The following is a 25,061-nucleotide window of genomic DNA, read 5'->3' on the forward strand; positions in this document are numbered from 1 at the left end:
ATAACGCCAGTTATGGAGGCTTATAATTCCCTGTCGACTTATTGCTGTACTGCCAGCCATTTATTCGAATCCTATAATTCCCTGCCAACTTATTGCTGCGCTGCCAGCCACTTATTCAAATCCTCCAACACCTGCTGATTGATCTGGTGCCCCATTCCATACTCATGATAGCTCAGTTGCACATGCATCCCTTCCAAAAACTCCTTGGCCTCTCTTGCATAATGGATCCCCAACGTACCATCGGCCGTACCATGCGATACAAACACCTGCAATTCAGGTGCCTGTTTCACCAAAACGGGCTTTACTTCTTCCAGTATCCTGCTACTTAAAATAATAATCCCCTTTACCAGCTTAGGATCACTCAACCCTACCGTATAACTCATAATACCCCCCTGGCTAAAACCACCTAAATACACTTCATCCAAATGGTACTTTGCCTTCATCTCTCCCACAAACTGCCTGATCAGCTCCCTGCTTTCCTTTTCCTGCTGTATATTATACACTGGCTTACCTGTAGAGAAGTCTACATTATACCATGCATATCTGCCACCACCCATTGCAAAATGTCCTTGCGGACAAATCACATAATAATCCTTTGGTAAATAATCGACCAGACTAAACAGGTCCTTATCATTACTCCCCACACCATGCATGAGAATTAACGCTTTCTTTTTTTCTGTCTTTACTGTTGGCTCATGAATCAAATATTCCATGCTGTTCACTTGTTTTAAAAATGGCAAAAGGGCAATCAGATAGTAATACAAAGGCATATTAACCGAATTTCACGGAAGTCATGGTCAGCGAACCACCTACCGCTTTATCGTTAAAGAATGAGATATTATCCTTATTAGATTGCAGTCCCAGTGTATACATCAATGGGAGATAGTGATCCGGTGTCGGAATTGCCAGCAAAGCGCCTTTACCCAGTTGTGTATAGTTGATCAGCGGCTTGTGTTCACGGCTGCTGATGAGGTGTTTGAACTGGTTATTGATATCCAGTGCCCAGTCATACCCATATTCCTTGTCATCAAGGCGATCCCATGCCACCATTCTCAGGTTGTGCACCAGGTTGCCGCTGCCGATGATCAGTACGCCTTTCCTGCGCAGGGCATACAGTTCTTTCGCCAGGTCGTAATGATATTGCGGACCTTTGGAATAGTCTATACTCAATTGCAGCACCGGGATGTTTGCCTCTGGATACATATGTCTTACCACCGTCCAGGTACCGTGATCCAGCCCCCAGTCGTGATCGAGGGAAGCGTGAATCAGGGACGCCGTTTCTCTGGCGAGGTCCGGACTACCGGGAGCCGGATATTGCACGGCGAAGAGTTCCTTCGGAAACCCGCCAAAATCGTGGATGGTTTTAGGATGCTCCATGGCAGTGATCTTCGTACCCTGGGTATACCAGTGGGCGGAGATCACCAATACGGCTTTGGGAGTTGGAATTTCCTTGCCCATCTGTGTCCATCTTCTGCTAAATTCAGTGTCTTCAATACCGTTCATAGGAGAACCATGTCCGATGAATAAAACGGGCATCAGATGGTCGTCTTCCTGTAATGAATCAGTAAAGTTCCTGAATGCTGATAGCGTTGTCATACCAAATACTCCTGTTAATATCGATTTAATGAATTGATTGCGTTTCATGTTATACAAAAGTACCACATGAAGGAGGTTGGTCCCAATGATTTGGATCAAGAAATTACTTATGCTGGGAAATCGAACTTTTTATGCAGAAAGTGAATAGCCATTAGGGGTGCTAAAAATTACTTATGCTGGGAAATACGGCTTTTGATACAGCAGGTGAATGGCCATCAGGGATGCTAAAAATTACTTATGCTGGGAAATACGGCTTTTTATGCAGAAGGTGAATGTCCATCAGGGATGCTAAAAATTACTTTTGCTAGGAAATACGGCTTTTTATGAAGAAGATGAATGGCCATCAGGGATGCTAAAAATCATTTATGCTGGGAAATACGGCTTTTGATGCGACTGAGGGTTTCGGGGGTCAATCCCAGATAAGAAGCGATCATATGTTGTGGCACCCGTTGTACAATATTGGGGTATACATTTACAAAGGCCTTGTACTGCTCATCCGGCGAAAGACTGATCATATCCCGGGTTCTTTTTTGCAGGGCGATGTATGCCTCTGTCATGAGTATACGGTTATACGTCTCATACTTCGGCATTTTCAGTAGCAGTTCTTCGTGGGCAGGGCGGCTGATAAGGCATAACTCACAATCTTCCAGCGCCTCAATGTTTTGGGTAGCAGGTTCTTCCCTGAGAAAACTACATAGATCTCCCAGTGACCATCCTTCCAGCGCAAAAGCCGTAATATGCTCATGACCTTCCAGATCCGTCACATAAGTCCTGAGTGTACCTTTTTCGACCAGGGCAATATAGCGGCAAATGTCTCCTTCCTGTAGGAAAAACTGGCGTTTCCGCAGGGTTTTAAGGGTTAGATGTGCTACTATTTCTGCTTCTTCCTGCGGGGTGAGGGCCACTTTTTCATTGACTTTGCTGAGAAATACTTCGTACATGATCGCAAATTATATAAATTCCCTGTCTAAATGAATTTACAATGTTTAGGTCTTTAATAATTCCACTGGTGTTTGTAGCCTGTTTTTCAAATGCCTATGCTACCTTAAAACCCGTTAGCCTGTTCACTGATCATATGGTGCTGCAAAAAGGAGTCGCTGTTCCTGTATGGGGTACGGCAGATGAAGGGGCACTGGTTACGGTGCAGTTCAATGGTCAGTCCGTTTCTGCAAAGACGTTACAAGGCAAATGGATGGTGAGTTTGCAGCCATTGCCTTATGTTTCATCAGGTCAGGAAATGACGATTTACAGTGGCATTGATACTGTTCACATCCAGGATGTGCTGGTCGGCGAAGTATGGTTGTGCAGCGGCCAGTCAAATATGGAACGCCAGCTGGGTCCACGCCCGCCACAGCAGCCGATCTATAACTGGGAGCAGGAGCGGGATGCCGCTAATTATCCCCTGATCAGGGAGTATTATGTACCCCTGAAGTATTCGAAAGAAACGATCCCGGATGTCAATAATCACTGGACGGTATGTAGTCCGCAGACGGTGAGTGACTTCACGGCTGTAGGATATTTCTTTGCAAAGAATCTCTATGCAAAAATGCAGGTGCCGGTAGGGATTATTTTCTCTGCCTTTGGCGGTACCCCGGCAGAAGACTGGACCAGTGTGGCCGCGCTGGAAGCCAATCCGAAACTGAAAGAGATGATTGGAAATTATGCAAAGACCATCGCCAGTGCCGGTTGGAAACCACAGGGACAATGCATGGGAGGTTTGTTTAATGGTATGATCTACCCATTGCTGCCTTATGCCATCAAGGGAGTGGCCTGGTACCAGGGGGAGTCAAATAGTGACCGTGCGGAGCAATACTTGGAAATATTAACGACCCTGATCAGGAATTGGAGGATGGAATTTAAACAGCCCGAATTACCTTTTTTAATTGTCCAGATTGCCCCGCACAAGGGTATGAGGCCTGAGATCAGAGAAGCGCAGTTTTTGGTGGTTAAAAATGTCAGGAAAACAGCTTTGATAGTGACCACTGACTGCGGAGACTCCGCCGATATTCATCCCCCTCATAAACAACCTGTAGGAGAACGGCTGGCCATTGCCGCAGGTGGCGTGGTATATGGTGTAAAAGGGGAGTATAGCGGACCTGTGTTTGAGAAATTCAGTCAGGGGAAAGATGAGATAACGGTTAGTTTTTCTCATGCAGGAAAAGGATTGGTGGCAAAGGGAGGAAAGCTGACGGGTTTTGAGATCAGCAATGGAGAGGGCTATTATCCTGCGGAGGCGGTTATTCATGGGAATAAGATAACCTTGTCAAGCGAGCATGTGCTGCATCCTACATGGGTGCGGTATGGATGGAGTAATGTACCGGTGGTAAATTTGTACAATCAGGAGGGGTTACCGGCTTCGCCTTTTAGAAATAAATAGCCTTTCAGCAATAAAAGCTTTGGCCCGTATGGGTCAAAGCTTTATTTCAAACTGATCTTCCATTGTAACAACTCCATCATCCGCAACTGAATAATAATCTCCTTTCATTACCAGCTGCACCCCTGTCTTCTCTATACTAAACCGTAGAAATCCATGCAGCTGATCGCAATAATTTTCCAGGGTAACACCTTCAAAAAGATCCAGCTTATTCGTAAATCTTGTATCAGACAATTCTGCTATCGGATGTAATTCATCATACCCGCCACCACCGGCTACTACAAAGCAAACAGAACGTCCACTATTATATTTTTTCACCAATCGCTGGTAATTATGTACGTGCCCGCTAAACACTATGTCCGGCCGCACACCTGTCTCTTCAAAGATCCCTTCCAGCAAAGTGATCATGGGAATACTGGATCCGTGATTAATATCTGCAGAATAAGGTGCATGGTGAATACAAAGAATAAGGGCTTTGCCCGGCCGCTCTGCATCTGCACTACGTAGTTCGGCTTTCAGCCACTCCTGTTGTTCAGGCGTAACAATACCGAATTTTGGCACATTGCTATGCATGCCGATGATGTTCGCCAAAGGCGTTTTGAGTGTCCAGTAGACATTTGGCTGTATCATGCTTTTCCGCGCTATATCATTGCTGAATGGTACGGTGTTCGGTGCCGTATCACAAAACACTTTCACAAAAGGCTCCAGGCTATGATAAGGTGGCGCCGCCGGATTCACATCACTGTCATGGTTACCTGCTATAGCAAATATCGGTGCCGGATAGTTTTGAAACGGACCAAAGAATTGCCTGTAGTATTGACTGGCTTCACCATGGTTATATACCACATCGCCCAGGTGAAATAAAAATTGTGGAGGATTGTCCTGTTCAAATTGCGCCTGCATGGCTGTAATCACTTTCCGTTGAAAATCAGTGCTTCTGATACTACCTGTATCACCTGCAAGGTGAAAAGTCATCTTCTGTGTATTGATGTCCGGAATCACCTGCGCTATATCAAGTTGGTAAGGGAAAGGCCCTGTTGGGGCAGGCAAAGGCTGAAATTTATACGAATCGTCTGGCTGATCTCTCTTCTGAACCGGTGTGCTATATTTCATGTCACAAAGATAAATAATAATCTACCGGGTAGGTTTAAGGAAATATTATAAATTTAGGTTCGAAAAATCTAAGACATAATGAACGCCCTGTTAGTAATGGACGTGCAAAATGCTGTCATTCGCCAGTTACCCGATTATAACAATGTCATCACTAATGTCAGTAAAGCGATCAGCATCGCGCGCAGTAAAAATATTCCGGTCATCTATGTCGTAGTAGGTTTTCGTCCTGGTATGCCTGAGATCAGTATGAATAATAAAGTATTTGGCGCCAGCAAAACCCGTTCCGGCGGCGCTGGCGGTGGCCAGAGCGAAGCGATGGCGATAGATGCTGCTATTGCGCCTTTGGAAAATGAAATTATTGTTATCAAACGCCGGATCAGCGCTTTTACAGGAAGTGACCTGGAAGTGGTATTGAGAGCGCAGGGGATACAGCACCTGATCCTTACAGGGGTGGCTAGCAGTAGTGTCGTATTATCTACCCTGCGCGAAGCGGCGGATAAGGATTATCGTATCACAGTGCTGGCTGATTGTTGTACTGACCGGGATCCTGCATTGCATGATGTATTGGTTGAAAAAGTATTCCCCTTTCAGGCGGAAGTGATCACTATAAATGAATTCTGATGGCGATATTTCTCGAAGGCAAATCCAAATGTCCGATCTGTGGCAAGGTGATTATTGCTGCAGAGGCATATTTGTTCCCTCCATTTGTGAGCAACAGGAAGGAACCACTGGATTTTTTTAATGATAAAGTATTTCACAAAAGTTGTCTGCTAACCCACCCATTGGCAGAAAAGGCGATTCAATTTACCAAAGTGCCTATGCCCTTTGTTTGTAAGTTAACAGAGGAGCCTATTTGGCCAGGGGAGGAGATCTTTGGATTTGGATTAGTAACCTCCGATGAAAACTCTCCCGCGTATGCATTGAATTTCACTTACATCAAAAAAGAAGCATTTGATAAATGGGAGCAGCGGGATGCTGTACTGGCAGAATTAAAAAGATTTGAAATAAACCTATGAGACTAAGTCGTTTTTATCCTTTATTAATTTTGCTGACAGCCTGCCATTCACAAGGGCCGCAGGTGAAAGAAGATGTAGTAAAAGATACGGTCAATTCCGATTCCGTAACAATGCCCCGGGTCAATCATGATTTTGAGGCTGACAACAGGGTATTTGATAATTTCAGAGATAGTGTGGCAGAACAGATGGAACTGACCAATAGGCAGCGATCCTTTTATCTGAAGGATGATACCACCGGACCTTACAAACCGCTGGTAGGGCATGAGCTGCGGCGATTGGGAAACATGTATTTAATGATCATTAACTTTGAATATGGGTCGTATAAATTGTATACATTAGACAGCGCTTCTTATACCCTGTTAGATCATTCTATTATTGGTTATAATTCTGATGCAGACGGAGGTTATGGTGGTAGCAGCTGTGATTATGAATTCGTCAATGATTCCACCATCGAGATTGTTGAAAAAGATTTTGCTCCGGAGGGAAGTAAGCAACCGGAACAGTTAGTCCGTACTACATTTACCATTTCAAGCACAGGAAAAATCACTGAGACACATAATAACCAATAACATGAAACCTCGTCAATTTTACCCTTTATTATTACTGTTAGCTGCCTGTAAACCATTTGGACCTCACGACACCGGTGCCGCCTTCCGGGATAGTGTCGTTGCAAAGTTACCCTTATCCAATAGCCAGGTACATCATTACCTGAAAGAAGATACAACCGCTCCGGATATGAATTTCACCGGGTTGGAAGTACGTAAATCAGGAAAGTATTGTGCAATGTTTGTTCATCATCAAATTGGTACATACAAAATGTATATTGTTGATACCACTACCAGTACGCTCACCGATAGTCAGATCATTTGCGATAACAGGGGCAGTAATAGGGATAGTAACTATTCCAGAGGCAATTACCAGGTGGTAAATGACACGACCATCCAGGTAGTTCAGTATTATTATGGTGCAGAAAATAAAAAGACGGAAGTACATAAAGCATTCACCATTTCAGACAAAGGAAAAATTACGGTGACAAGTGATAATGGTTAATGGTGGAAATTCGTCACTGCATTTGTAAAGAATGAAAGAAATTTTGCTATATAACGGGGCTGTTATATCTTAATGGCCCCCAACCTTATCACAGATTCTACCTTTATCACAGATCCACGCTTTTCTGATCCTTTTAATTAGTCTTTCTATAATTCAATACCGCCCACGTATTCAATACAAAAGCAAAGATCAATATCACACCCAGTTTAGGCAGCACATCGCGGATACCACTGCCTTTCAATACGATCATACGCATCACTTCTATCAGGTAACTCACCGGGTTGAACTTTGTCACCACCTGTGCCCAGTCTGGCATACTATCAATAGAAGTGAACAAACCACCCATCAAAATAAAGATCATTACAAAGAAGAACATAATGAACATCGCCTGCTGTTGCGTGTCACAATACGTTGATACCAGCAGGCCAAAACCTAATACTGCCAACAGGTATACCCAGATAAAACCATAGAGTAAAAAGATATTTCCCAATGGTACTATTCCATATGCTACCCTTGCTACAATCAAACCCAGTGTGAATACGACATTGCCCAATACCCAGAATGGAATCAGCTTTCCCAGTATAAAATGATGTTTCTTAATAGGTGTTACATTGATCTGCTCTATGGTACCTACTTCTTTTTCCTTTACAATATTCAATGCCGTGAGGAAACCACCGATCATTGTGACCAGTATAGCCAGTATTCCAGGTACCATAAATAAATGATAATCCAGGTGTGGGTTGAACCAGTTAGACGAAACGATTTCCACCATGGGCTGTGATTGAAAACGCGCAGGTTCTACCAGCTGTAGCCGGATGTCATTATTTTCATCCCTGATCACACTATTCAGGTATACGCCGCCCAGACTGGCTTTGGTGCCATTGATGGCGTTGACCGCTACAAACAACTGCTCACGGTTCTCCCTGACCAGATTTTTCTCAAAGTTATGCGGTATCTCCAGCAACAGATCTGCTTTATCTTCTTCAATCAAATGTAGGGCTTCTTTATAAGAAAATACATACCCCGTTAATTTGAAATATCCTGAAGCGGTGATCTTGCTGATCAGTTTCTGCGAATATGAAGAATGGTCATTGTCAATGATCGCCAGGTTAATATTCTTTACCTCATAATTCGCGGCCAGAGGCAGGATAAACAACTGCATCACCGGCATCACCAGCACCATCACAAGGATAGAACGGTTACGAAAGATCTGCCTGAATTCTTTTTGTAATAAAAACCGGATCGTTCTCATGATAACCTGATTTTGAAACTTTTAAAGCTCACGAATAATAAAACCACTGTAATACCTGCCAGTATCAGTGTTTCTTTCCACACGGCAGAGAATCCCAGCCCCTTGATCATAATCGCCTTCACAATATTATAATACCACTTAGAAGGCACGATATTGCTAATCAACTGCAAGGGGAGTGGCATGTTCTCTACGGGGAACATAAACCCGCTAAAGAGGATCGTAGGCAGCATCATACCCATCAGTGAGATCAGCATCGCTACCTGCTGCGAACTTGTTTTTACTGAGATGAAGATCCCCAGCGTCAGACAGGTAATTATAAATAAGGTGCTTTCTGCAAACAATAATGGTATACTGCCATTGATGGGTAATTTTAGCACAAAGGTGCTGAGGAGTAAAATGGTGGTTACGTTGATCAATGACAGCAGGAGGTACGGAATGGCCTTGGATATAATCACCATCAGCGGACTAAAAGGTGATACCAGCAGTACTTCCATCGTACCTGTTTCCTTCTCGCGCACAATCGACACTGCCGTCATCATCACACATACCAGCATCAGTACGAGCGACATGACCCCCGGTACAAAGTTCGGCGCACCTTTCAATTGCGGGTTATACAAATACCTGATCTGAGGACTTATCTGGAAAGGCTCCTGTGCCGCCATATAATCCTGTATGATCGACGTAATATAACTGGTCAGCGTTGTGGCTGTATTCGGGTCAGCCCCATCAGCAATGATCTGGATCTGCGCATGGTGTGTATGCAACAGGTCATTATTAAATCCCTGTGGGAAGATCACAGCCAGTCTGATATCGCCCTTTTTGAAAGCAGCATCAATACCCGAACGATCCATCACCGCATAGGCAATATCGAAATAACGGCTGGCTTCAATTTTACTGATCAGTTGTTGCGAAGCCACATCCTGTGCCTGATCATAGATCACAATCTTCGCATTCCGGACTTCATTCGTCAGGGCAAAGCCAAAGATCAGGATCTGCACGATCGGCAAGCCAAAGAGGATCAGAAGGGTCTTCCTGTCTCTCAGTACATGTGCAAATTCTTTCCTGATAAAAGTATACAACTGTTTCATATCATTCGCTACGTTTTGCACTGCGGGCCAGTGCGTAAAAGACTTCATCCATGCTGGAAGCATGGTATGTATTCTTCAGATTATGGGGTGTGTCCAACGCTTTAATACGACCATCCACCATAATAGAAATACGGTTACAATATTCTGCTTCGTCCATGTAGTGGGTGGTCACGAATACTGTTACGCCGCTGTCTGCCGCATCATAGATCAGGTTCCAGAATTGTCTGCGGGTAATAGGATCTACGCCGCCAGTTGGTTCATCCAGGAATACGATCTTCGGTTCGTGCAATACAGCTATAGAAAATGAGAGTTTTTGTTTCCAGCCGAGTGGGAGGGAACCCACTAGTTTCTTCGCTTCTTTTTCAAGGCCTAAGTCATGGATCAGTTGCTGACTCTTGGTTTTAAGTTGTTGATTGCTCAAACCATAAATACCACCAAAGAACCGGATATTCTCTGTTACCGTCAGGTCTTCATATAAGGAGAACTTCTGGCTCATGTACCCGATGTTCTTTTTGATCTGTTCCGTTTGTTTATAGACATCAAAACCCGCGATGGTCGCACTGCCAGAACTCGGTGTGGACAGTCCGCAGAGCATGCGCATAGCAGTTGTTTTGCCTGCACCATTGGCGCCCAGGAATCCGAAGATCTCGCCTTTGGCTACTTCAAAAGTGATTTCATTTGTTGCAATGAAATCGCCGAAGCGCTTGGTTAGTTTATCTGTTTTGATCATCTTTCAATAGTTTAATAAAACAGTCTTCAATAGTCACGGGTGTAGGTTTTATCTCTATTCCTGTCAAATCCTGTGAAGTTAGCTCCTGTTGCAGATCGCCTTCAAAAATTACATGCGCATATTCTCCAAATGCATAGCTGTCTTTAACAAGCGAAGATGCCTGCAGGGCTTTGAGCAACCGGTGCATCTGGTCCGCTTTCACTGCATACAATTTGTCTGCAAATGCATGCACGATGTCTGATGGTGTATCAATAGACAATATTTTTCCATCCTGTATCAATGCAATTCTATCACATAGATCTGCTTCATCCATATAAGGTGTAGACACAATGATGGTGATCTCCTGTTTTTTCAATTGCCGCAACATCTCCCAGAATTCTTTTCTGGATACGGGATCGACACCCGTTGTCGGCTCATCTAAAAACAGCACCGATGGCCGGTGGATGAGCGCACAACACAATGCCAGCTTTTGTTTCATTCCACCGGAGAGTTTCCCTGCCCGCCTTTTTTTGAAAGGCTCGATCTGTACATAGATGTCTTTTATCAAATCATAATTCTCGGCTATGGTGGTATTAAACACCGTTGCAAAGAAATTCAGGTTCTCTTCCACGGTCAGGTCCTGGTACAGCGAAAACTTCCCGGGCATATATCCCGCCCGTTTGCGGATCGCTTTATAATCGCGGACCACATCAAAACCATCTACGGTAGCACTTCCTCCATCTGGTAGTAACAAGGTGGTTAAAACCCGGAAGATACTCGTCTTGCCCGCGCCATCAGGGCCGATCAGGCCAAATAGCTCCCCTTTCTTTACAGCAAAGGATACATCATCCACGGCTGTTTTATCCTGGTACACCTTACGCAGTTTGTTGACGATTATAGCATCCATAAGTTATAATTTAATCTCTCCGTACATCCCTATTTTCAGAAATCCGTCATTATGTACGCGCACTTTGAGGGCATATACGAGGTTGGCTCTTTCATCTTTTGTCTGAATCGTCTTAGGGGTGAACTCTGCTTTATTACTGATCCATTCGATGGTGCCTGTTTGATCCTTCATGTTATCAACCAATACTTTCACCTGTTGACCAGGTTTTACAAGAGACAGCTGATCCCCCGTCAGGTAGGCTCTTAAAATGATGGTATTCAAAGCAGCGATCTTGTACACGGCCTTGCCGGGACTCGTTACTTCGCCTGCTTCTGCATACTTGGTAAGGACAGTGCCATCAATAGGATTTGTTAGTCTGCATTTATCCAGTTGATCATCGATTTGTTGGATCTGTGCCTGTAAAGGGGCTGCCTGATCTTTTAGGTTGGTAGTCGTAATACCGAGAGAAGACTGTGTCGCGGCGATTTGTTTTTTCACAATAGCTACCTGTGAAACTGCATCATCCAGTTGTTTGCGGGTCGCAGCATCTGCTTTGAGTAAATTCTCCGTACGATCTCTTTCTCTTTCTGCCTGTCTCAGTTGTTCCTGCAAAGCGGCAGTTTGTGCAGAGATATCCGGACGGCCGCTCAGTACTGCACTGATCTGTGCCTGTAATTGTTTCTTTTTCAGTATGAGTTGAATGCTGTCGATATAACCCACTACCTGACCGGCTTTCAGCACTTGTCCTTCTTCAACATCCAGTGATTTGATATTGCCGGAAGCCTCTGCAGATACAATCGTTTCCACTGCTTCGAAAGTTCCGGATGCGTCGTATGCTGCTTCTTTTTTATTACAAGCTGAGAGGGTAGCAGCGACGAGTATGAGTATGATTAGATGCTTTTTCATAGATTACCTGTAGTAGTTTGTTGATTATATTGTGAGAGCAGCCATTGCATTTCGTGGAGGGACTTATTTTGTCTGGCCAGATTTTCATCATTTACTTCTTTCAGAAAGTCATTGCCGGTGATCACGCCATTCTCCAATTGGGCGATAGCCGCAGTTTTGACCTGTGAACGCAATTTGATAATTGCATCGTCAGACGTCATTAATTGCTGGTATTTGTTCACTGCCGCAGATTCCTGTTGTACAGTCATAGCTGTGTTAAACAAGAAGGTTTCTTTTTGTACCGCTATTTCCTGCTGGTTTACGACGATCTGCGCTCTCTTTTTCTTCAGGGTGTAAAAGGCTGAAGGAGACCAGCTGAAGCGAATACCTCCGAGATAGTAAGCCCGAAAACTATTGTCCAGCATATTCAATCCTGGTCGGCCATATCCCCCCTGAATATAGAAACCAACCTTGGGCCGGGTACCTACCGTCAATAGCTGATCCTGTAGCAGTAAAGATCTCTGTTGCGCATCAAAGGATAATAATTCCGGACGATGAATGCTATCGTTGAGCGATAAAGAAGCTGGTTTCTCCAACGAGGTGACCGGAGCACCAATAAATAAAGAGAGCATGTTAGCATAAGCCTCGCGGCTACTGGCAATTTCAATATTATGTTGCTGGGTAGCCAGTATTTCTGCATTGATCAGATCTGCATTACTCCGAAAAGCCGTCCCATTATCCAGCGCGGCCTGTGTTTTCTTCAACCCCAGTTGCAGGTCTGCCAGCATCAGGTCATTTTGTTTCAACTGTTCATCCGCCAGCAGAATCCCAAAATACAGCTGGTTAATTCTGTCTTTGAGCGCATACAGATCTGCCTGCAACTGCTGCCTTGACACGACCTCATTGCTCTTTTGCAGCTCCTGCTGTTTCGCAATTTCACCTCCATCATAAATCACCTGGTCCAGTTGCGCCGTGGCCTTATATTGGTCCTTGTTCAAGGCTGGTATGTTCACCCCCGGTATGCTGATCGGTATCTGCGTCACGGCAGATTGGTAAGTGGCCTGTGCATTCAGGGAAAACTGCGGTAGGTATCCCTTTTTCAGGTTGTCAATCGTGTACGCCGCCGATTTGCTGATCAGGTCATATCTTTTCGTCAGCGGATAATGCTGTTCCGCCAGCCGGTGGCATTCCGGCAAGGTGAGTTGCCCCCTGGCAGACAACGAAAATAATAGTAGCAGGACGTAGTATTTCATATTTAAACATATTGTTTAATCAAATGATTAATGCGTAGGCAAAAAAAATGCAGCTTATTCAAGCATACATTTCAGCCAGATGGGAATCAGCTTCTTACGTTCTTCCATTAGCTGATTATACTGTTCATCGGTTAATGCTGCGGTTCCCTGCAGTATGGGCCGGGCGGCAAATGGAAAGATCAGCATCCCCAAAAACGACATCAGGAAATGTATCGGATTGATATCTTTCTTTTTCTCCTGTAACTGCTGCATAAAGTGGGACCCGATCACATAGGCATCTACATTCAGCGTTTCCCGCAGCCAGACAGGGTTTTGCCTCAATTCACTCAGCACAAATAAAGGCAGGTCCGGATTCAGAAAAAGCATATCTATATAACTTGTGGCGATATAAGCAATCTTCTCATCCAGCGATTTACTTTTATCATTCAGCGTCGGCGCCAGTATGCCAAACAGCTTTTTCAGGTTTTCGGCCATCACAATTGAAAACAACTTCTCCTTACTACGGAAGTAATAATTCAACAGGGCCAGGTTCATTCCAGCCTCTTCTGCAATGTCACGGGTCTTGGTAGCGGCATACCCTTTTCTGGTGAAAATCGTCCTGGCGGCGGCTTTAATCTTTTCTTCCGTTGAAATGCTCTTCTCTTCCATGATTGTACAAAGGTAAAGTTAAAATATTGATTTAAACAAATGATTAAAGTTTTATAGGGGGAGGAATTTTACAAAATAGAGCAGATTATTTGATTTTCTTAAGCTTCTATTTGAATATCGTTAATGCCTCCCAAAAACACGCCATAACTTTGTGGCAAGAAAACTTGTTAGAATAGTCATGGAAATAATCAGAACCGGCACTCAGCCATCAGGAAAAGGCCCCGCCGAGTACTTCACTGGGTCTGTTAGAATTGATCCTTTAAATAATCCTCCCGATCCGGCCCGCGTAGCCATGGCCCTGGTCACTTTTGAACCCGGCGCCCGTACTGCCTGGCATACTCACCCCTTAGGGCAGACCCTGATCGTCACCGCTGGCAGTGGTTGGGTACAAAAGGAAGGCGGTCCCAGGGAGGAAATTCACCCTGGCGATGTCGTGTGGTTTACCCCCGGTGAAAAACACTGGCACGGCGCTACTGCCACCACTGGCATGAGCCACATCGCCATACAGGAAAAACTAAATGGTTCCCCCGTAGATTGGATGGAACAGGTAACGGAAGAACAGTATAACAAAACGCATGAGTAATTGCAGTTGGCCAACCGTCATAATACCTGCCGATCGCCTTCGGCAGGGTTTTTCCATTTCATATCTCCTCCTTGTTCATTTCAAGTCCCATTATGCGCATTTTAACCCCTTAATTTCCCTGTAATTTTAATTTGTATGTACATTTGCAGATGTCACACTCATACCAGTTAAAATGGTGTTTCATCATGATTTTCATCCTCGGCGGCGGAACAGTCCTGATGAGATTAAAGGATTTTAACTTCCACAATATCCGGACGTTCCTGGAGTACTTTTCCATGATTACCATTACTACATTCGCCTGCTGGATGGTACACGGGTTTCTCAGGTTACACGAGCCCAAAGGAGTCAGCAAACAACTCCGTCCCATTGTCCGGATAGCCGCCGCCATGCTGGTGGCATTTTGTCTCAATTACCTTTCAGTAATTATAATTCCGAGCAGGTTTTTATTTCAGGACATGGTATTTCATCATACGTATGCCGATTTTTTACGCATCATCATCGGTGCATTTTTTATCAGTATGTTTTGTCACATCGTATGGAGCTCGCTGGCTGTCAACATCGTGCTGCAAAAAACACAACTTGAAAATGAGCATCTTAAGCAGGCTCACCTCCGTGCACAGCTGCTCTCCTTACAACAACAGATCAGCCCTCATTTCCTGTTCAATTCTCTCAGTACGCTCAAGCACATCGCTCATGATAAAGACACCAAGGACTTTGTGGTGCAGCTATCCCACGTATATCGTTACCTGCTGAACATCAATGAACACCAGATCACGAAGCTCGTTGATGAACTGAACTTTATCGACTCTTATTTATACATTCTCTATCAGCGTTTCGAAGGTGATCTGAAAGTACAGATCAATATTCCTGAGCAGTATCACAATTACCTGATACCACCTTTAGCCATTCAGCTCTTAATAGAAAATGCCATTAAGCACAATGCGCTCTCCCCGGAAACACCTTTGCTGATAGAGATCTTTATTGAAAATGAAACAGTCACAGTCAAAAATATCCGCCAGCCCAAAAAGTACCCCGTAGAGAGTACCAAATTAGGTTTGCAGAATATCAACGAACGCTTCCTGTTATTGTTCGATAAACAAATTACCATCGACAACACCGACGAAAGTTTTACTGTACATCTACCAGTCATTAGCCATGAACGTTATTATCATTGAAGACGAGCGTAAAACAGCCAGAGAATTACAAGACATCCTCACCAATATCGACAGCGAAATCCGCGTTCTGCAGGTATTGCCCTCTGTAGTGGCTGCCATCCGTTGGTTCAGGGAAAACCCTGCACCTGACCTGATATTTTCAGATATCCAGTTGGGCGATGGCCTCTGTTTTGAAATCTATCGCGAAGTATCGGTGAATGCGCCAATCATTTTCTGTACCGCCTTTGACCAGTATGCCATTCAGGCTTTTGAATCCAATAGTATCGACTATCTGCTAAAACCACTGGAAGAAGCCCAGGTAGAAAGGAGTCTGAAGAAATTTCATCGTATCAAAGACCATTACAATACCTACCAGCAAAGTCTGACGAAGGCCATGACCCAAATGGAAAATGCCTACCGCCATACCATCCTCGTACATTACAGGGAGAAAATGGTGCCCGTCAAGGTAACCGATCTTGCCTATATACATGCCGCCAATGGTGTGGTAACCCTCCATACCCGCAACGATCAGGATTACACGATCCAGTACACCATCGACCAACTGGAGAACATGCTGAACCGCAATGACTTCTTCAGGGCCAACCGCCAATTTATATTACACAGGGAAAGTATCACGGATATTGAACATTACTTCAACCGGAGATTGATAATCAAGACGAACTGTAAAACCCCGGAAAAGATTATCGTAAGCCGCCTTAAGGCACAGGACTTTTTACGCTGGATAGAGCAGTGACACTTCATTTCCATTTTTGCTCACTTCATTTCCCTATTTGCGCTTTTCATTCATATTTAAATAAATGGCGCAAATGTAGTCTGTAGTTTTGTCTCATTGCATAGTTATATGATGAAGAAAAAACTACTTATTGCAGGATTATTGCTAATCAATGGTGCCTCTTATGCCCAGAACAACTGGACACTCAAGAGCTGCATTGAATACGGTTTGAAAAACCACCGTAGCAATGTTGTGTATGCCAATGATAAAAAAGCTGCAGATGCCAAAGCCCGCGAAGCACTGGCCGCTTACCTGCCCAGTGTTAGTATCTCAGGCTCTATCGACGACAACCTGAAAGTACAGGAAACCGTGATTCCTGCCGGTATATTCGGCGACCACGATATTCGTGTTGCATTTACCAAGAAATTCAATACTAACCCTGTAGCACAACTGGATCAAACCATTTTCGATCAGTCTTTGCTCACCGGTCTCAAGGCGAATAAATATAACAGGGAATCTGCCGACCTGAATGTGCAGCAGAATAACGAGACCATCATATACAATATCAGCAGTGCTTTTGCACAGATCTTCGTGTACAGGGAACAGCTATCTCTCCTGCATACGAATCTGGACAACTACCACGAACAGATGGACATCACCAGTCAGCAGGTAAACAAAGGCACCGTATTGCAGAAAGAACTGGACAAAGTAACCGTTGACTACAACAATACCGTGTCTAAAATACACGTTGCAGAAAGTAACCTTACTTTATCTTACAATCAGCTCAAATATGAAATGGGATTTCCGCTCACTGATACGATCACTGTAGACAGTGTGGAAGCTGCTAAAGCCTTTAATAACCTGGCTATCGCCGCGCCAGATGCGAATACCTTTTCAGCTGCGAACCGCCTGGATTTCCGTATTTCACAGGTCAATGAGAAAATGCTGGCCATAGATGAGCAGCGCCTCCGCAATGGTATCTATCCACGACTCACCGCATATGCCCGTTATGGTGCAGTTGGTTATGGCGATAACCTGAATGAGTCTTTCAAATCACTGGCTACTTATTCCGCCATAGGTATCAAACTCAGTATTCCCATTCTCGATTTCTATAAGCGTAATGCGCAATCGTCACAGGCAAAATACAAACACCTGAATGCAATCGAACAATTAAAAATAGACGAAGGTAAATACGCAATGGAATACCAGAATGCCCGCACCAAAGTAATACAGGAGCAGGGCAATATGGACAATAACCGGCGCAATATAGAACTGGCGCAATCTGTGTTCACCACTACCAATCTGCAATACCAGAAAGGTACCACGGACATGACCGATTGGCTCAATGCCCAGAACTCACTGAAAGAAGCGCAGAACAATTACCTGAGCTCCGTATATAATTTCTTCCTCGCCCGTATCGATCTCGAAAAAGCGGGTGGATCACTCAAGACCTTTTACCTGGCTCTATAAATAGCAATATGAAAACGAAGTACATCGTAAGTTTAGTCGTTATCCTGATCATCGGATTGATCGTTTACAAACTGGCTGTCAATAAGAAAAAGCTGAACGAAAAAAATAGGCAGGCACCTGTGACCCAGGTACAGATACCGGTAAAGGTAGCCGTTGCAAAGGAACAGTTGCTCGAAATCAACATTGTAAAGACTGGTAACATTGCACCGTTCAAAGAAGCAAAGGTCGTAGCCATGAGCGGCGGTACCCTTACACAGGTGCGCTTTGAACTGGGAGACCAGGTAAAACAGGAACAGGTACTCGCTATTACGGATACACGACAGGCACAGCTGGAACTACAAAAAGCAGAAACAGATGCTGCTAAGCTCCGTAATGACCTCGATACCTACACCGAACTTCTGAAAGGAAAAGCCGCCACACAGGAGAAGGTAAATGAAATAAAAAATAACTACCAGACTGCTCTGAACCAGGTAGACCAGGCCCGGAAGAAACTCGCGGATGCCGCCATCAAAGCACCTACCAGTGGGATCATCAGCGCTAAACCGGTAGAACAGGGGGTATTTGTAAATGCAGGTACGGAGATCGCCACTATCGTAAACCTGAACAAAGCAAAAGTACAGGTGAACCTGACAGAAGCAGAAGTCTACAAAGTAACAAACGGGCAGAAAGTAAAGATCACCGCTGATGTGTATCCCGGTAAGGAATTCTCCGGTACCATCAGTTTTATCAGCCCACAGGCCGATCAGACACACAACTACCTGGTAGAGATCATGACGGACAATGCCACACAGTCCATCCTCCGCTCCGGTACATTCGTATACGCCGATTTCTCGAGGAAGACACAGGAACAATTCCTGGTGATCCCGAGAGAAGCCCTGACAGAGAGCGTGAAGAACGCTTCTGTATATGTAGTGAAGAATAATGTAGTACATCAGCAGATCATCCAGACCGGTACTGAAATGGGAGGTTTGATGCAGGTGATCAGTGGTTTGCAGGCAGGTGACTCCGTCGTTACTTCCGGTCAGATCAACCTGAAAGATGGTACTCCAGTCAGTGTGTCAAAATAAAAAAGCACCCTCATGTCAATAGCAGAAATTGCCGTAAAACGGCCTCTATTAATACTTGTAATATTTACGGTGCTGATACTTTTCGGACTGGAATGTTATCATAGCCTGAATTATAACCTGCTGCCCAAGATGGAAGTGCCTACTGTAACAGTGAGCACAGTCTATGCAGGGGCCTCCGCTTCTGAAGTGGAAACATCCGTGACAAAGAAACTGGAAGATGCCTTTGCTTCTGTAGAAGGTCTGGATAAGATCACCTCCAAATCACAGGAAGGTGTATCACAGGTAGTCATTACCTTCAAGAGTGGTACCAACATCGACAGAGCAGAAGCAGATATCCAGCGTAAAGCAGATCAGGCACAGAATGACCTGCCAAAGGATATCGATAAACCTTTGGTAAATAAAGTAAACCTGGAAGAAGCGCCGGTGGTGAAGGCCGGTGTTACTTCTACACTCGCTCCCCGTGCATTGTATGACCTGGTCGATAAGCAACTGCGCCCCATCTTACAAAACGTATCCGGTGTAGGACAGGTAAACATCATCGGTGGTGATGAACGTGAGATACAGGTAAACGTAGATCAGGGTAAACTCAATGCCTACGGTATCACCATCACGCAGGTGACAGATGCTGTGAACAATGCGAACCAGTCATTCCCTGCAGGTAGTATCGAGACACTGAACCAGCAGGTGACCATCCAGTATGATGCGAACGTTACTTCAGTGTCACAGATCAGTGAGCTGATCGTGGTACAACGTCCGGGTGGCGGCAGCGTATTTTTAAAAGATGTAGCTGAAGTTGTGGATGCTACTGCCAAAGCGACGGCTATCAACCATATCAATGGACTTCCTTCTATTGGTATTCAGATCGTGAAGCAATCAGATGCAAATGCCGTGAATGTAAGCCGTGATGTAAAGAAAGCATTTGCCAATCTTGAACAACAGTATAAAGACAGCAAAGTAAAATTCACGATATCCTCAGACCAGTCTACCTACACCCTTCGCTCTGCGGATGCTGTAATGGAAGACTTAGTGCTGGCGGTAATCATCGTAGGAGTTGTGATGCTGGCTTTCCTGCATAGCTTCCGTAGTTCTATGTTTGTGATGGTGGCATTGCCATCTTCTATGATTCCTACATTTATCGCCATGTATCTGCTGGGCTTCTCGCTGAACCTGATGACGCTGATGGCGCTCTCGCTGGTGGTGGGGATTCTGGTGGATGACTCCATTGTGGTGCTGGAAAACATTTATCGACACCTGGAAGCAGGAACGGATCGGAAACAGGCTGCCCTTGATGGTCGTAATGAAATTGGCTTTACAGCCATGGCGATCACACTGGTGGATGTGGTGGTGTTCCTGCCACTGGCTATGGCCGGTGGGATCATCGGTATGATCTTAAGAGAGTTTTCATTAGTAGTGGTGATATCTACCTTAATGAGCCTGTTCGTATCCTTCACGGTAACGCCTATGTTAGCCAGCCGTTTCGGCAGATTGGAACATCTTACTAAAGATACCTGGTGGGGTAGACTCAACCTGGGATTCGAACATATTATTGATGTGATCAAAGAAAACTATGGTAAATTATTGAAGGTAAGTCTGCATAAAAAACGATACCTGTTATCCGGTGTGATCATTCTGATTATAGGTTCTATTATGCTGGTTGTCAAAGGATTTGTAGGCGCTGCTTTCATCCCTTCAGGAGACCAGGGGGAGCTGATGATCAACCTGGAATTGGCTCCGGATGCGTCTATTTACCAGACAAATATGCTGACACAACAAGTGGAGAAACACATCCTTGCCAGACCGGAAGTAGACAAGGTCTTTTCCAGTATCGGCTTCCTGACAGGTGGTGTGGCCGGTACAGGTAATAACAGTAATAAGGCGGAGCTGACCGTGACGCTTGTAGATGCAAAGAAACGAGACATGACAGCGGAGGAATTCGGTATCATGATGCAGCGTGAGTTGACCGCCAGCGTCCCTGGTGTGAAAGTAACGGCATCACCGACTTCTATCACGGGCAATGCCAGCACAGCACCCATCCAGATTGCCGTGAAAGGTGTGAACCTGAAAGACGTGCGTGGTGTGGCGGAGCAATACATGAAGATTACAGCGGGTGTGCCGGGTACACAGTTCGTACAGCTCTCAGTAAAAGACCCGAAGCCACAGATAGAAGTGAAATTGGATAGAGAGAAAATGACCTTGTTAGGGCTCAATGCCAGCCAGGTAGGGGGGGCTTTGCAGAATGCATTCAGTGGAAACGATAAGAGTAAATTCAAGCAATCAGGCAATGAATACGACATTCTTGTAAGCCTGGATCGTTTTAACAGATCAGATATCAATAATGTAAGAAATCTTTCATTTACGAATAATGATGGGCAAACATTTGTGATGAGTCAGTTCGCCGAAATAAAAGAAGGAATAGGTGAAAGTGTGCTGGAACGCAGCGACCGGCTCAACTCTATCACGGTGAATGCAAACGTGGCAGGCAGGCCGACAGGTACAGTGGCGACAGAGATCAAAGAAAAAGTAGCCAGCGTAAAACTACCCGAAGGCGTGTCCATTGAATACCTCGGTGACGTAAAGAACCAGGGCGATGCTTTTGGAAGTCTGGGACTGGCATTGATCACAGCGATCCTGTTGGTATACCTGATCATGGTGGCGCTGTATGAAAGTGTGATCTATCCATTCGTAGTATTGTTCTCTATTCCGGTGGCATTGGTCGGTGCACTGCTGGCACTGGCACTGAGTATGGAGACGCTGAATATCTTCTCTATTATTGGTGTGATCATGTTGTTAGGTCTCGTGTCAAAGAATGCGATCCTGATCGTGGACTTTACCAATCATTTGAAAGAGAAGGGTGCTAAGGTAGAAGATGCACTGGTAGAAGCAGGAGAGGAGCGTTTACGTCCGATCCTGATGACGACTCTGGCGATGATCTTTGGTATGTTGCCGATTGCGTTGGCCACGGGAGCGGGTTCTGAGGTCAAGAACGGGATGGCGTGGGTGATCATTGGTGGTTTGACGAGTTCTATGATCCTGACGTTGTTTGTAGTACCGGCGATGTACCTGATCATTGATAAACTTAAAATACGTTTACAAAAGAAAAAGCAACCCGCGTACCATGAAGCTCATTAGTAGTACATTGTTCTGTGCACTGGCGTTCCTGATAGCAGCAAGTGCACAGGATTCACTGGCACGCACTGAAAAAGTGGAGGACTCACCTGCGCGCACTGTAAGAGCACAGGATCCACCTCCACGCTTTGCAAGGGCGCAGGACTCACTCACGCGCTTTACAAGTGCTCAGGATTCACTTGCACCCACTGCAAGCGCACACGACTCATCCGCACGCTTTGCAATAGTGCAGGATTCGCTGGCGAAGGTCCAATTGAAAAAGGCCTATATCGTAGATCTCCTGCTTAAAAGTCCTGGCATGCGCCCTGCAATGATCTCTACGACGTTCATCAGCAGGGGGCAACTGGAAGGGAACTTAAAAGGGAAGAACATATTGAGCAGCGATTTTGGACAGCAACGTACAGAAGCACTGCTAAATCTCCCGGTTAAGAATTGGGGGAAGAGTGGCATGGTGACGGCAACTATCCTCTATGCGCGTACGAATTATCAGCTTTCTGATATAAAGGGCCTGGATATTACGGAATCTTCATTATCCAAAAATACTGTAGGCCTGACCACCACCTATCGCAGAGTAGATTCCCTGTTTGGCCGTATGTTTGTCTCATCGGCCAGTGTGGTCCTTTTAACAGGTGATGGTGGCGGTATTAATAAGTATGCGGTGATGGGAAATGGAATGATCTTACTGAAAAAATCAGCGCAGACCACATTGATGGTAGGTATACAGGTGATCATTGATCCTACCAACATCACACCGGTCATTCCATTGCTTGTTTATCAAAAGCAGTTGCCGAATGGGGTTGATCTGAATTTCACGATCCCACAGCAATTGACCTTACGGAAGACCCTGAGCAAAAATTGCTGGGCGAGCTTCGGAACGATCTTATCCTCCTCTGTATCCTTCTTCAACTATAGCTCACCTAATATACCGCGAAATGCGAATTTCAGCACGCTGGATCTGAAGACAGGGCCGGGGGTAGAATACAAACTGGGTAAGTTATTGCTGGCAGGAGTGAGTGCAGGGTTATGGACGCCGGTGATGTACAGACAGTATGGACGGTGGGAGAAGTCGAATCGTTATTTCTTTGATGGCAAAGTGGATACGACACCTTATATTAATTTGAATTTATCATTAATACCTTTTTGATAGTTACAAAATGTGTAACGAAGTTGTAGGTTTAAGCAATGAGCCCGGTATTCATACCGGGCTCTGTTTTTTTATTTGTGTGTGATAGAATTATTCCTTTACAAAATCACTATTCTTATCTCCATACATCCACTCATAGGCACCATCTGCATGCTCTAAGTCTGTAATAGGGCAGAAACATGCACTGGCATAGATATTATCCGGCTCATCAGCTGCACCTGTTTCGTTGAGGTACGCATCATACAAATGGCAATTACCAGAAGCAGCCAGCAAACCAGGTAGCGCACCGCCCGCACTTACACCTGTAGAAATGATATAATCCGCATCGCCAGGTAATACCCCTTTATTATGACGAATGTACCGGACTGCTACCTTCAGGTCAACAATCGCAGCAGGGGCCTTACCATAGTAAGTGCCATCGTTGTTTCTTTCAACATGGTTTAATCCTTTTGTGATATAAATCCAGGATGAATCAATCGAACTACCGGACTGGTTGCGAACAAAAGGAAGAACAACGCGGTAAAGCATTAAATTTGCGCGACATTCCGGAATGACTGGCTTTGATGCCCGGATACATTTCATGCATATTCCGGATACTTTTAAAACATTAAATTTGTGCCCATGAAATTATGGTATCCCTACAGGCAGATGAAGGATCTTGGGCAGGTGCCCGTAATGGTGGCCGGACAAGGCACGGAGATGATACTGGATGATGGACGCAGATTGACAGATGGAATTTCTTCGTGGTGGGCGGTGATCCATGGGTATAATCATCCAGACATTAATAATGCATTGATAGAACAGATCAATAGTTTTTCGCATGTCATGCTGGGTGGGTTGTCGCATCCGCCTGCATTGGCATTGGCAGATAAGTTGGTGGAGATTGCACCTCCTGGATTGAATCATGTGTTTTATTCTGATAGCGGTTCTGTTGGGGTGGAAGTGGCCTTGAAAATGGCATTGCAGTATTGGAGAAATACGGGCCATATAGGAAAACATAAAATCATCTCACTGAAGAATGGCTACCATGGCGATACATTTAAGGCCATGGAAGTGGGGGATGATTCTGATTTCTCTAATGCATTTGTGGATGTATTGCATAGGGGATATTTTTTAGATACACCTGCAGGTGGGTTTGATGCAGATGCTGCAACTATTCAAAAAGAAGCTTCGAAGCTGGAAGATCTGTTGAAAATACATGCGCCTGAAATTGCCTGCTTTATACTCGAACCTATTGTACAATGTGCCGGTGGGTTTAGAATTTACTCTCCTTTATATTTGAAAGCGGCGAGAGCGTTATGCGATAAATATAATATACTCTTAGTGCTGGATGAAGTAGCTACCGGTTTTGGCCGCACAGGCAAACTATTCGCAGCAGATCATGCTGGTATTACCCCTGATATTATGATCGTTGGAAAAGCATTGACAGCAGGGTATATGGGGCATGCAGCTACACTGGCCACTACCCGTGTTTTTAATAGTTTTTTAGGTGAGTCTTATGATAAGGCACTGATGCATGGGCCTACATTTATGGGGAACCCGCTGGCGACTACCGTTGCTTTAAAAAGCATAGAGATTATAGAAAAGAACCATTATTTAGAACGTATTGCAGCGATAAATGCAGTTATACGAAATGAATTTGATAAGATTGAATCTCCTGCAATTGCAGATAAAAGAATAGTAGGAGCCATTGGTGCGATTGAACTAAAAGAAGACAGCATGATGGCTGGCTTTCGCGACTATGCTATGGCAAATGGGGCATGGCTGAGACCTATTGGTAAAGTCATGTATGTGATGCCTGCTTATATTATTACTGATGATGAATTGCGGAAACTGATCCGGATCATGCGCGACTGGATCAGTCATGTTTATGCAAACGGCTAAGAGATGATAAGTGGAGGTCACTAAGACCTC

At 44.8% G+C, this 25,061-nt stretch carries 25 protein-coding genes; 13 read left to right on the top strand and 12 right to left on the bottom strand.

The window, feature by feature from the left end:
* Positions 1 to 89: 89 nt before the first annotated feature.
* The 3 genes from QQL36_RS23120 to QQL36_RS23130 form a co-directional block, all read right to left on the bottom strand.
* Positions 90 to 713, bottom strand: a complete 624-nt coding sequence (locus QQL36_RS23120) for a hypothetical protein (RefSeq protein WP_321566911.1) — start codon at positions 711 to 713, stop codon at positions 90 to 92.
* Between the two features lie 58 nt (positions 714 to 771).
* On the bottom strand, positions 772 to 1,644 hold the full coding sequence (gene ygiD, locus QQL36_RS23125; protein WP_321566912.1) for a 4,5-DOPA dioxygenase extradiol: 873 nt from the start codon (positions 1,642 to 1,644) through the stop codon (positions 772 to 774).
* Between the two features lie 311 nt (positions 1,645 to 1,955).
* Positions 1,956 to 2,537: a Crp/Fnr family transcriptional regulator gene (locus QQL36_RS23130; protein ID WP_321566913.1), complete on the bottom strand. Its 582-nt coding sequence runs from the start codon at positions 2,535 to 2,537 to the stop codon at positions 1,956 to 1,958.
* Positions 2,538 to 2,578: 41 nt separating this feature from the next.
* On the opposite strand from QQL36_RS23130, the gene QQL36_RS23135 reads away from it, so the two are divergent.
* Positions 2,579 to 3,973, top strand: coding sequence for a sialate O-acetylesterase (locus QQL36_RS23135; protein WP_321566914.1), 1,395 nt, complete (start codon positions 2,579 to 2,581; stop codon positions 3,971 to 3,973).
* A gap of 33 nt (positions 3,974 to 4,006) precedes the next feature.
* Here QQL36_RS23135 and QQL36_RS23140 read toward each other — a convergent pair whose 3' ends face one another.
* Positions 4,007 to 5,083, bottom strand: a complete 1,077-nt coding sequence (locus tag QQL36_RS23140) for a metallophosphoesterase family protein (protein ID WP_321566915.1) — start codon at positions 5,081 to 5,083, stop codon at positions 4,007 to 4,009.
* 78 nt (positions 5,084 to 5,161) lie between these two features.
* Here QQL36_RS23140 and QQL36_RS23145 point away from each other — a divergent pair, with 78 nt between their 5' ends.
* The 4 genes from QQL36_RS23145 to QQL36_RS23160 are packed head-to-tail and all read left to right on the top strand — an operon-like array spanning position 5,162 to position 7,149.
* Positions 5,162 to 5,704, top strand: a complete 543-nt coding sequence (locus QQL36_RS23145; protein WP_321566916.1) for an isochorismatase family cysteine hydrolase — start codon at positions 5,162 to 5,164, stop codon at positions 5,702 to 5,704.
* The gene (locus tag QQL36_RS23150) at positions 5,704 to 6,099 is read left to right on the top strand and encodes a hypothetical protein (protein WP_083723134.1); all 396 of its coding nucleotides are present in this window, start codon (positions 5,704 to 5,706) and stop codon (positions 6,097 to 6,099) included. The genes QQL36_RS23145 and QQL36_RS23150 overlap by 1 nt, the downstream gene beginning before the upstream one ends.
* Positions 6,096 to 6,668 (top strand): hypothetical protein, encoded by a 573-nt coding sequence (locus tag QQL36_RS23155; protein ID WP_083723135.1) that lies wholly within the window; start codon positions 6,096 to 6,098, stop codon positions 6,666 to 6,668. Before QQL36_RS23150 ends, QQL36_RS23155 begins: the two co-directional genes overlap by 4 nt.
* A 1-nt stretch (position 6,669) precedes the next feature.
* Positions 6,670 to 7,149 (top strand): hypothetical protein, encoded by a 480-nt coding sequence (locus QQL36_RS23160; protein WP_321566917.1) that lies wholly within the window; start codon positions 6,670 to 6,672, stop codon positions 7,147 to 7,149.
* Positions 7,150 to 7,282: 133 nt separating this feature from the next.
* On the opposite strand, the gene QQL36_RS23165 is transcribed toward QQL36_RS23160, so the two are convergent.
* The 7 genes from QQL36_RS23165 to QQL36_RS23195 are packed head-to-tail and all read right to left on the bottom strand — an operon-like array spanning position 7,283 to position 13,870.
* Positions 7,283 to 8,401: an ABC transporter permease gene (locus tag QQL36_RS23165; protein ID WP_321566918.1), complete on the bottom strand. Its 1,119-nt coding sequence runs from the start codon at positions 8,399 to 8,401 to the stop codon at positions 7,283 to 7,285.
* On the bottom strand, positions 8,398 to 9,489 hold the full coding sequence (locus tag QQL36_RS23170; RefSeq protein WP_321566919.1) for an ABC transporter permease: 1,092 nt from the start codon (positions 9,487 to 9,489) through the stop codon (positions 8,398 to 8,400). Before QQL36_RS23170 ends, QQL36_RS23165 begins: the two co-directional genes overlap by 4 nt.
* Before the next feature lies 1 nt (position 9,490).
* Complete coding sequence (locus QQL36_RS23175) at positions 9,491 to 10,219, bottom strand: ABC transporter ATP-binding protein (protein ID WP_083723139.1); 729 nt, start codon at positions 10,217 to 10,219, stop codon at positions 9,491 to 9,493.
* On the bottom strand, positions 10,203 to 11,105 hold the full coding sequence (locus tag QQL36_RS23180; protein ID WP_321566920.1) for an ABC transporter ATP-binding protein: 903 nt from the start codon (positions 11,103 to 11,105) through the stop codon (positions 10,203 to 10,205). Before QQL36_RS23180 ends, QQL36_RS23175 begins: the two co-directional genes overlap by 17 nt.
* 3 nt (positions 11,106 to 11,108) lie before the next feature.
* On the bottom strand, positions 11,109 to 11,990 hold the full coding sequence (locus tag QQL36_RS23185) for an HlyD family secretion protein (RefSeq protein ID WP_321566921.1): 882 nt from the start codon (positions 11,988 to 11,990) through the stop codon (positions 11,109 to 11,111).
* Positions 11,987 to 13,222: a TolC family protein gene (locus QQL36_RS23190; protein WP_321566922.1), complete on the bottom strand. Its 1,236-nt coding sequence runs from the start codon at positions 13,220 to 13,222 to the stop codon at positions 11,987 to 11,989. The genes QQL36_RS23185 and QQL36_RS23190 overlap by 4 nt, the downstream gene beginning before the upstream one ends.
* A 54-nt stretch (positions 13,223 to 13,276) precedes the next feature.
* Positions 13,277 to 13,870, bottom strand: coding sequence for a TetR/AcrR family transcriptional regulator (locus tag QQL36_RS23195; RefSeq protein WP_083723143.1), 594 nt, complete (start codon positions 13,868 to 13,870; stop codon positions 13,277 to 13,279).
* Positions 13,871 to 14,048: 178 nt separating this feature from the next.
* On the opposite strand from QQL36_RS23195, the gene QQL36_RS23200 reads away from it, so the two are divergent.
* From QQL36_RS23200 to QQL36_RS23230, 7 genes are all read left to right on the top strand, one after another.
* Complete coding sequence (locus tag QQL36_RS23200) at positions 14,049 to 14,453, top strand: cupin domain-containing protein (RefSeq protein WP_083723144.1); 405 nt, start codon at positions 14,049 to 14,051, stop codon at positions 14,451 to 14,453.
* Positions 14,454 to 14,638: 185 nt separating this feature from the next.
* Positions 14,639 to 15,628, top strand: a complete 990-nt coding sequence (locus QQL36_RS23205; protein WP_179091124.1) for a sensor histidine kinase — start codon at positions 14,639 to 14,641, stop codon at positions 15,626 to 15,628.
* On the top strand, positions 15,609 to 16,361 hold the full coding sequence (locus QQL36_RS23210) for a LytR/AlgR family response regulator transcription factor (protein ID WP_083723146.1): 753 nt from the start codon (positions 15,609 to 15,611) through the stop codon (positions 16,359 to 16,361). The genes QQL36_RS23205 and QQL36_RS23210 overlap by 20 nt, the downstream gene beginning before the upstream one ends.
* A 108-nt stretch (positions 16,362 to 16,469) precedes the next feature.
* Positions 16,470 to 17,810: a TolC family protein gene (locus tag QQL36_RS23215; RefSeq protein ID WP_321566923.1), complete on the top strand. Its 1,341-nt coding sequence runs from the start codon at positions 16,470 to 16,472 to the stop codon at positions 17,808 to 17,810.
* Positions 17,811 to 17,818: 8 nt separating this feature from the next.
* Complete coding sequence (locus tag QQL36_RS23220) at positions 17,819 to 18,877, top strand: efflux RND transporter periplasmic adaptor subunit (RefSeq protein ID WP_321566924.1); 1,059 nt, start codon at positions 17,819 to 17,821, stop codon at positions 18,875 to 18,877.
* A 12-nt stretch (positions 18,878 to 18,889) separates the two neighbouring features.
* Positions 18,890 to 22,006 (top strand): efflux RND transporter permease subunit, encoded by a 3,117-nt coding sequence (locus QQL36_RS23225; RefSeq protein WP_321566925.1) that lies wholly within the window; start codon positions 18,890 to 18,892, stop codon positions 22,004 to 22,006.
* Entirely contained in the window at positions 21,993 to 23,147 is a 1,155-nt protein-coding gene (locus QQL36_RS23230; RefSeq protein ID WP_321566926.1) for a hypothetical protein, read from the top strand. The genes QQL36_RS23225 and QQL36_RS23230 overlap by 14 nt, the downstream gene beginning before the upstream one ends.
* A 90-nt stretch (positions 23,148 to 23,237) precedes the next feature.
* Here the strand turns inward: QQL36_RS23230 and QQL36_RS23235 are convergent, their stop codons facing one another.
* The gene (locus QQL36_RS23235; RefSeq protein WP_321566927.1) at positions 23,238 to 23,729 is read right to left on the bottom strand and encodes a hypothetical protein; all 492 of its coding nucleotides are present in this window, start codon (positions 23,727 to 23,729) and stop codon (positions 23,238 to 23,240) included.
* A 39-nt stretch (positions 23,730 to 23,768) separates the two neighbouring features.
* On the opposite strand from QQL36_RS23235, the gene bioA reads away from it, so the two are divergent.
* The gene (bioA, locus tag QQL36_RS23240) at positions 23,769 to 25,031 is read left to right on the top strand and encodes an adenosylmethionine--8-amino-7-oxononanoate transaminase (RefSeq protein WP_321566928.1); all 1,263 of its coding nucleotides are present in this window, start codon (positions 23,769 to 23,771) and stop codon (positions 25,029 to 25,031) included.
* The last annotated feature ends 30 nt before the right edge of the window (positions 25,032 to 25,061 follow it).

This window comes from Chitinophaga sp. LS1, from assembly GCF_034274695.1.
Lineage (GTDB): Bacteria > Bacteroidota > Bacteroidia > Chitinophagales > Chitinophagaceae > Chitinophaga.

Bases quoted from the DNA above. Each gene is read 5' to 3' on its own strand.
- QQL36_RS23120 (WP_321566911.1), bottom strand. From the start codon at position 713: ATGGAATATTTGATTCATGAGCCAACAGTAAAGACAGAAAAAAAGAAA.
- ygiD (WP_321566912.1), bottom strand. From the start codon at position 1,644: ATGAAACGCAATCAATTCATTAAATCGATATTAACAGGAGTATTTGGT.
- QQL36_RS23130 (WP_321566913.1), bottom strand. From the start codon at position 2,537: ATGTACGAAGTATTTCTCAGCAAAGTCAATGAAAAAGTGGCCCTCACC.
- QQL36_RS23135 (WP_321566914.1), top strand. From the start codon at position 2,579: ATGTTTAGGTCTTTAATAATTCCACTGGTGTTTGTAGCCTGTTTTTCA.
- QQL36_RS23140 (WP_321566915.1), bottom strand. From the start codon at position 5,083: ATGAAATATAGCACACCGGTTCAGAAGAGAGATCAGCCAGACGATTCG.
- QQL36_RS23145 (WP_321566916.1), top strand. From the start codon at position 5,162: ATGAACGCCCTGTTAGTAATGGACGTGCAAAATGCTGTCATTCGCCAG.
- QQL36_RS23150 (WP_083723134.1), top strand. From the start codon at position 5,704: ATGGCGATATTTCTCGAAGGCAAATCCAAATGTCCGATCTGTGGCAAG.
- QQL36_RS23155 (WP_083723135.1), top strand. From the start codon at position 6,096: ATGAGACTAAGTCGTTTTTATCCTTTATTAATTTTGCTGACAGCCTGC.
- QQL36_RS23160 (WP_321566917.1), top strand. From the start codon at position 6,670: ATGAAACCTCGTCAATTTTACCCTTTATTATTACTGTTAGCTGCCTGT.
- QQL36_RS23165 (WP_321566918.1), bottom strand. From the start codon at position 8,401: ATGAGAACGATCCGGTTTTTATTACAAAAAGAATTCAGGCAGATCTTT.
- QQL36_RS23170 (WP_321566919.1), bottom strand. From the start codon at position 9,489: ATGAAACAGTTGTATACTTTTATCAGGAAAGAATTTGCACATGTACTG.
- QQL36_RS23175 (WP_083723139.1), bottom strand. From the start codon at position 10,219: ATGATCAAAACAGATAAACTAACCAAGCGCTTCGGCGATTTCATTGCA.
- QQL36_RS23180 (WP_321566920.1), bottom strand. From the start codon at position 11,105: ATGGATGCTATAATCGTCAACAAACTGCGTAAGGTGTACCAGGATAAA.
- QQL36_RS23185 (WP_321566921.1), bottom strand. From the start codon at position 11,990: ATGAAAAAGCATCTAATCATACTCATACTCGTCGCTGCTACCCTCTCA.
- QQL36_RS23190 (WP_321566922.1), bottom strand. From the start codon at position 13,222: ATGAAATACTACGTCCTGCTACTATTATTTTCGTTGTCTGCCAGGGGG.
- QQL36_RS23195 (WP_083723143.1), bottom strand. From the start codon at position 13,870: ATGGAAGAGAAGAGCATTTCAACGGAAGAAAAGATTAAAGCCGCCGCC.
- QQL36_RS23200 (WP_083723144.1), top strand. From the start codon at position 14,049: ATGGAAATAATCAGAACCGGCACTCAGCCATCAGGAAAAGGCCCCGCC.
- QQL36_RS23205 (WP_179091124.1), top strand. From the start codon at position 14,639: ATGATTTTCATCCTCGGCGGCGGAACAGTCCTGATGAGATTAAAGGAT.
- QQL36_RS23210 (WP_083723146.1), top strand. From the start codon at position 15,609: ATGAACGTTATTATCATTGAAGACGAGCGTAAAACAGCCAGAGAATTA.
- QQL36_RS23215 (WP_321566923.1), top strand. From the start codon at position 16,470: ATGATGAAGAAAAAACTACTTATTGCAGGATTATTGCTAATCAATGGT.
- QQL36_RS23220 (WP_321566924.1), top strand. From the start codon at position 17,819: ATGAAAACGAAGTACATCGTAAGTTTAGTCGTTATCCTGATCATCGGA.
- QQL36_RS23225 (WP_321566925.1), top strand. From the start codon at position 18,890: ATGTCAATAGCAGAAATTGCCGTAAAACGGCCTCTATTAATACTTGTA.
- QQL36_RS23230 (WP_321566926.1), top strand. From the start codon at position 21,993: ATGAAGCTCATTAGTAGTACATTGTTCTGTGCACTGGCGTTCCTGATA.
- QQL36_RS23235 (WP_321566927.1), bottom strand. From the start codon at position 23,729: ATGAAATGTATCCGGGCATCAAAGCCAGTCATTCCGGAATGTCGCGCA.
- bioA (WP_321566928.1), top strand. From the start codon at position 23,769: ATGAAATTATGGTATCCCTACAGGCAGATGAAGGATCTTGGGCAGGTG.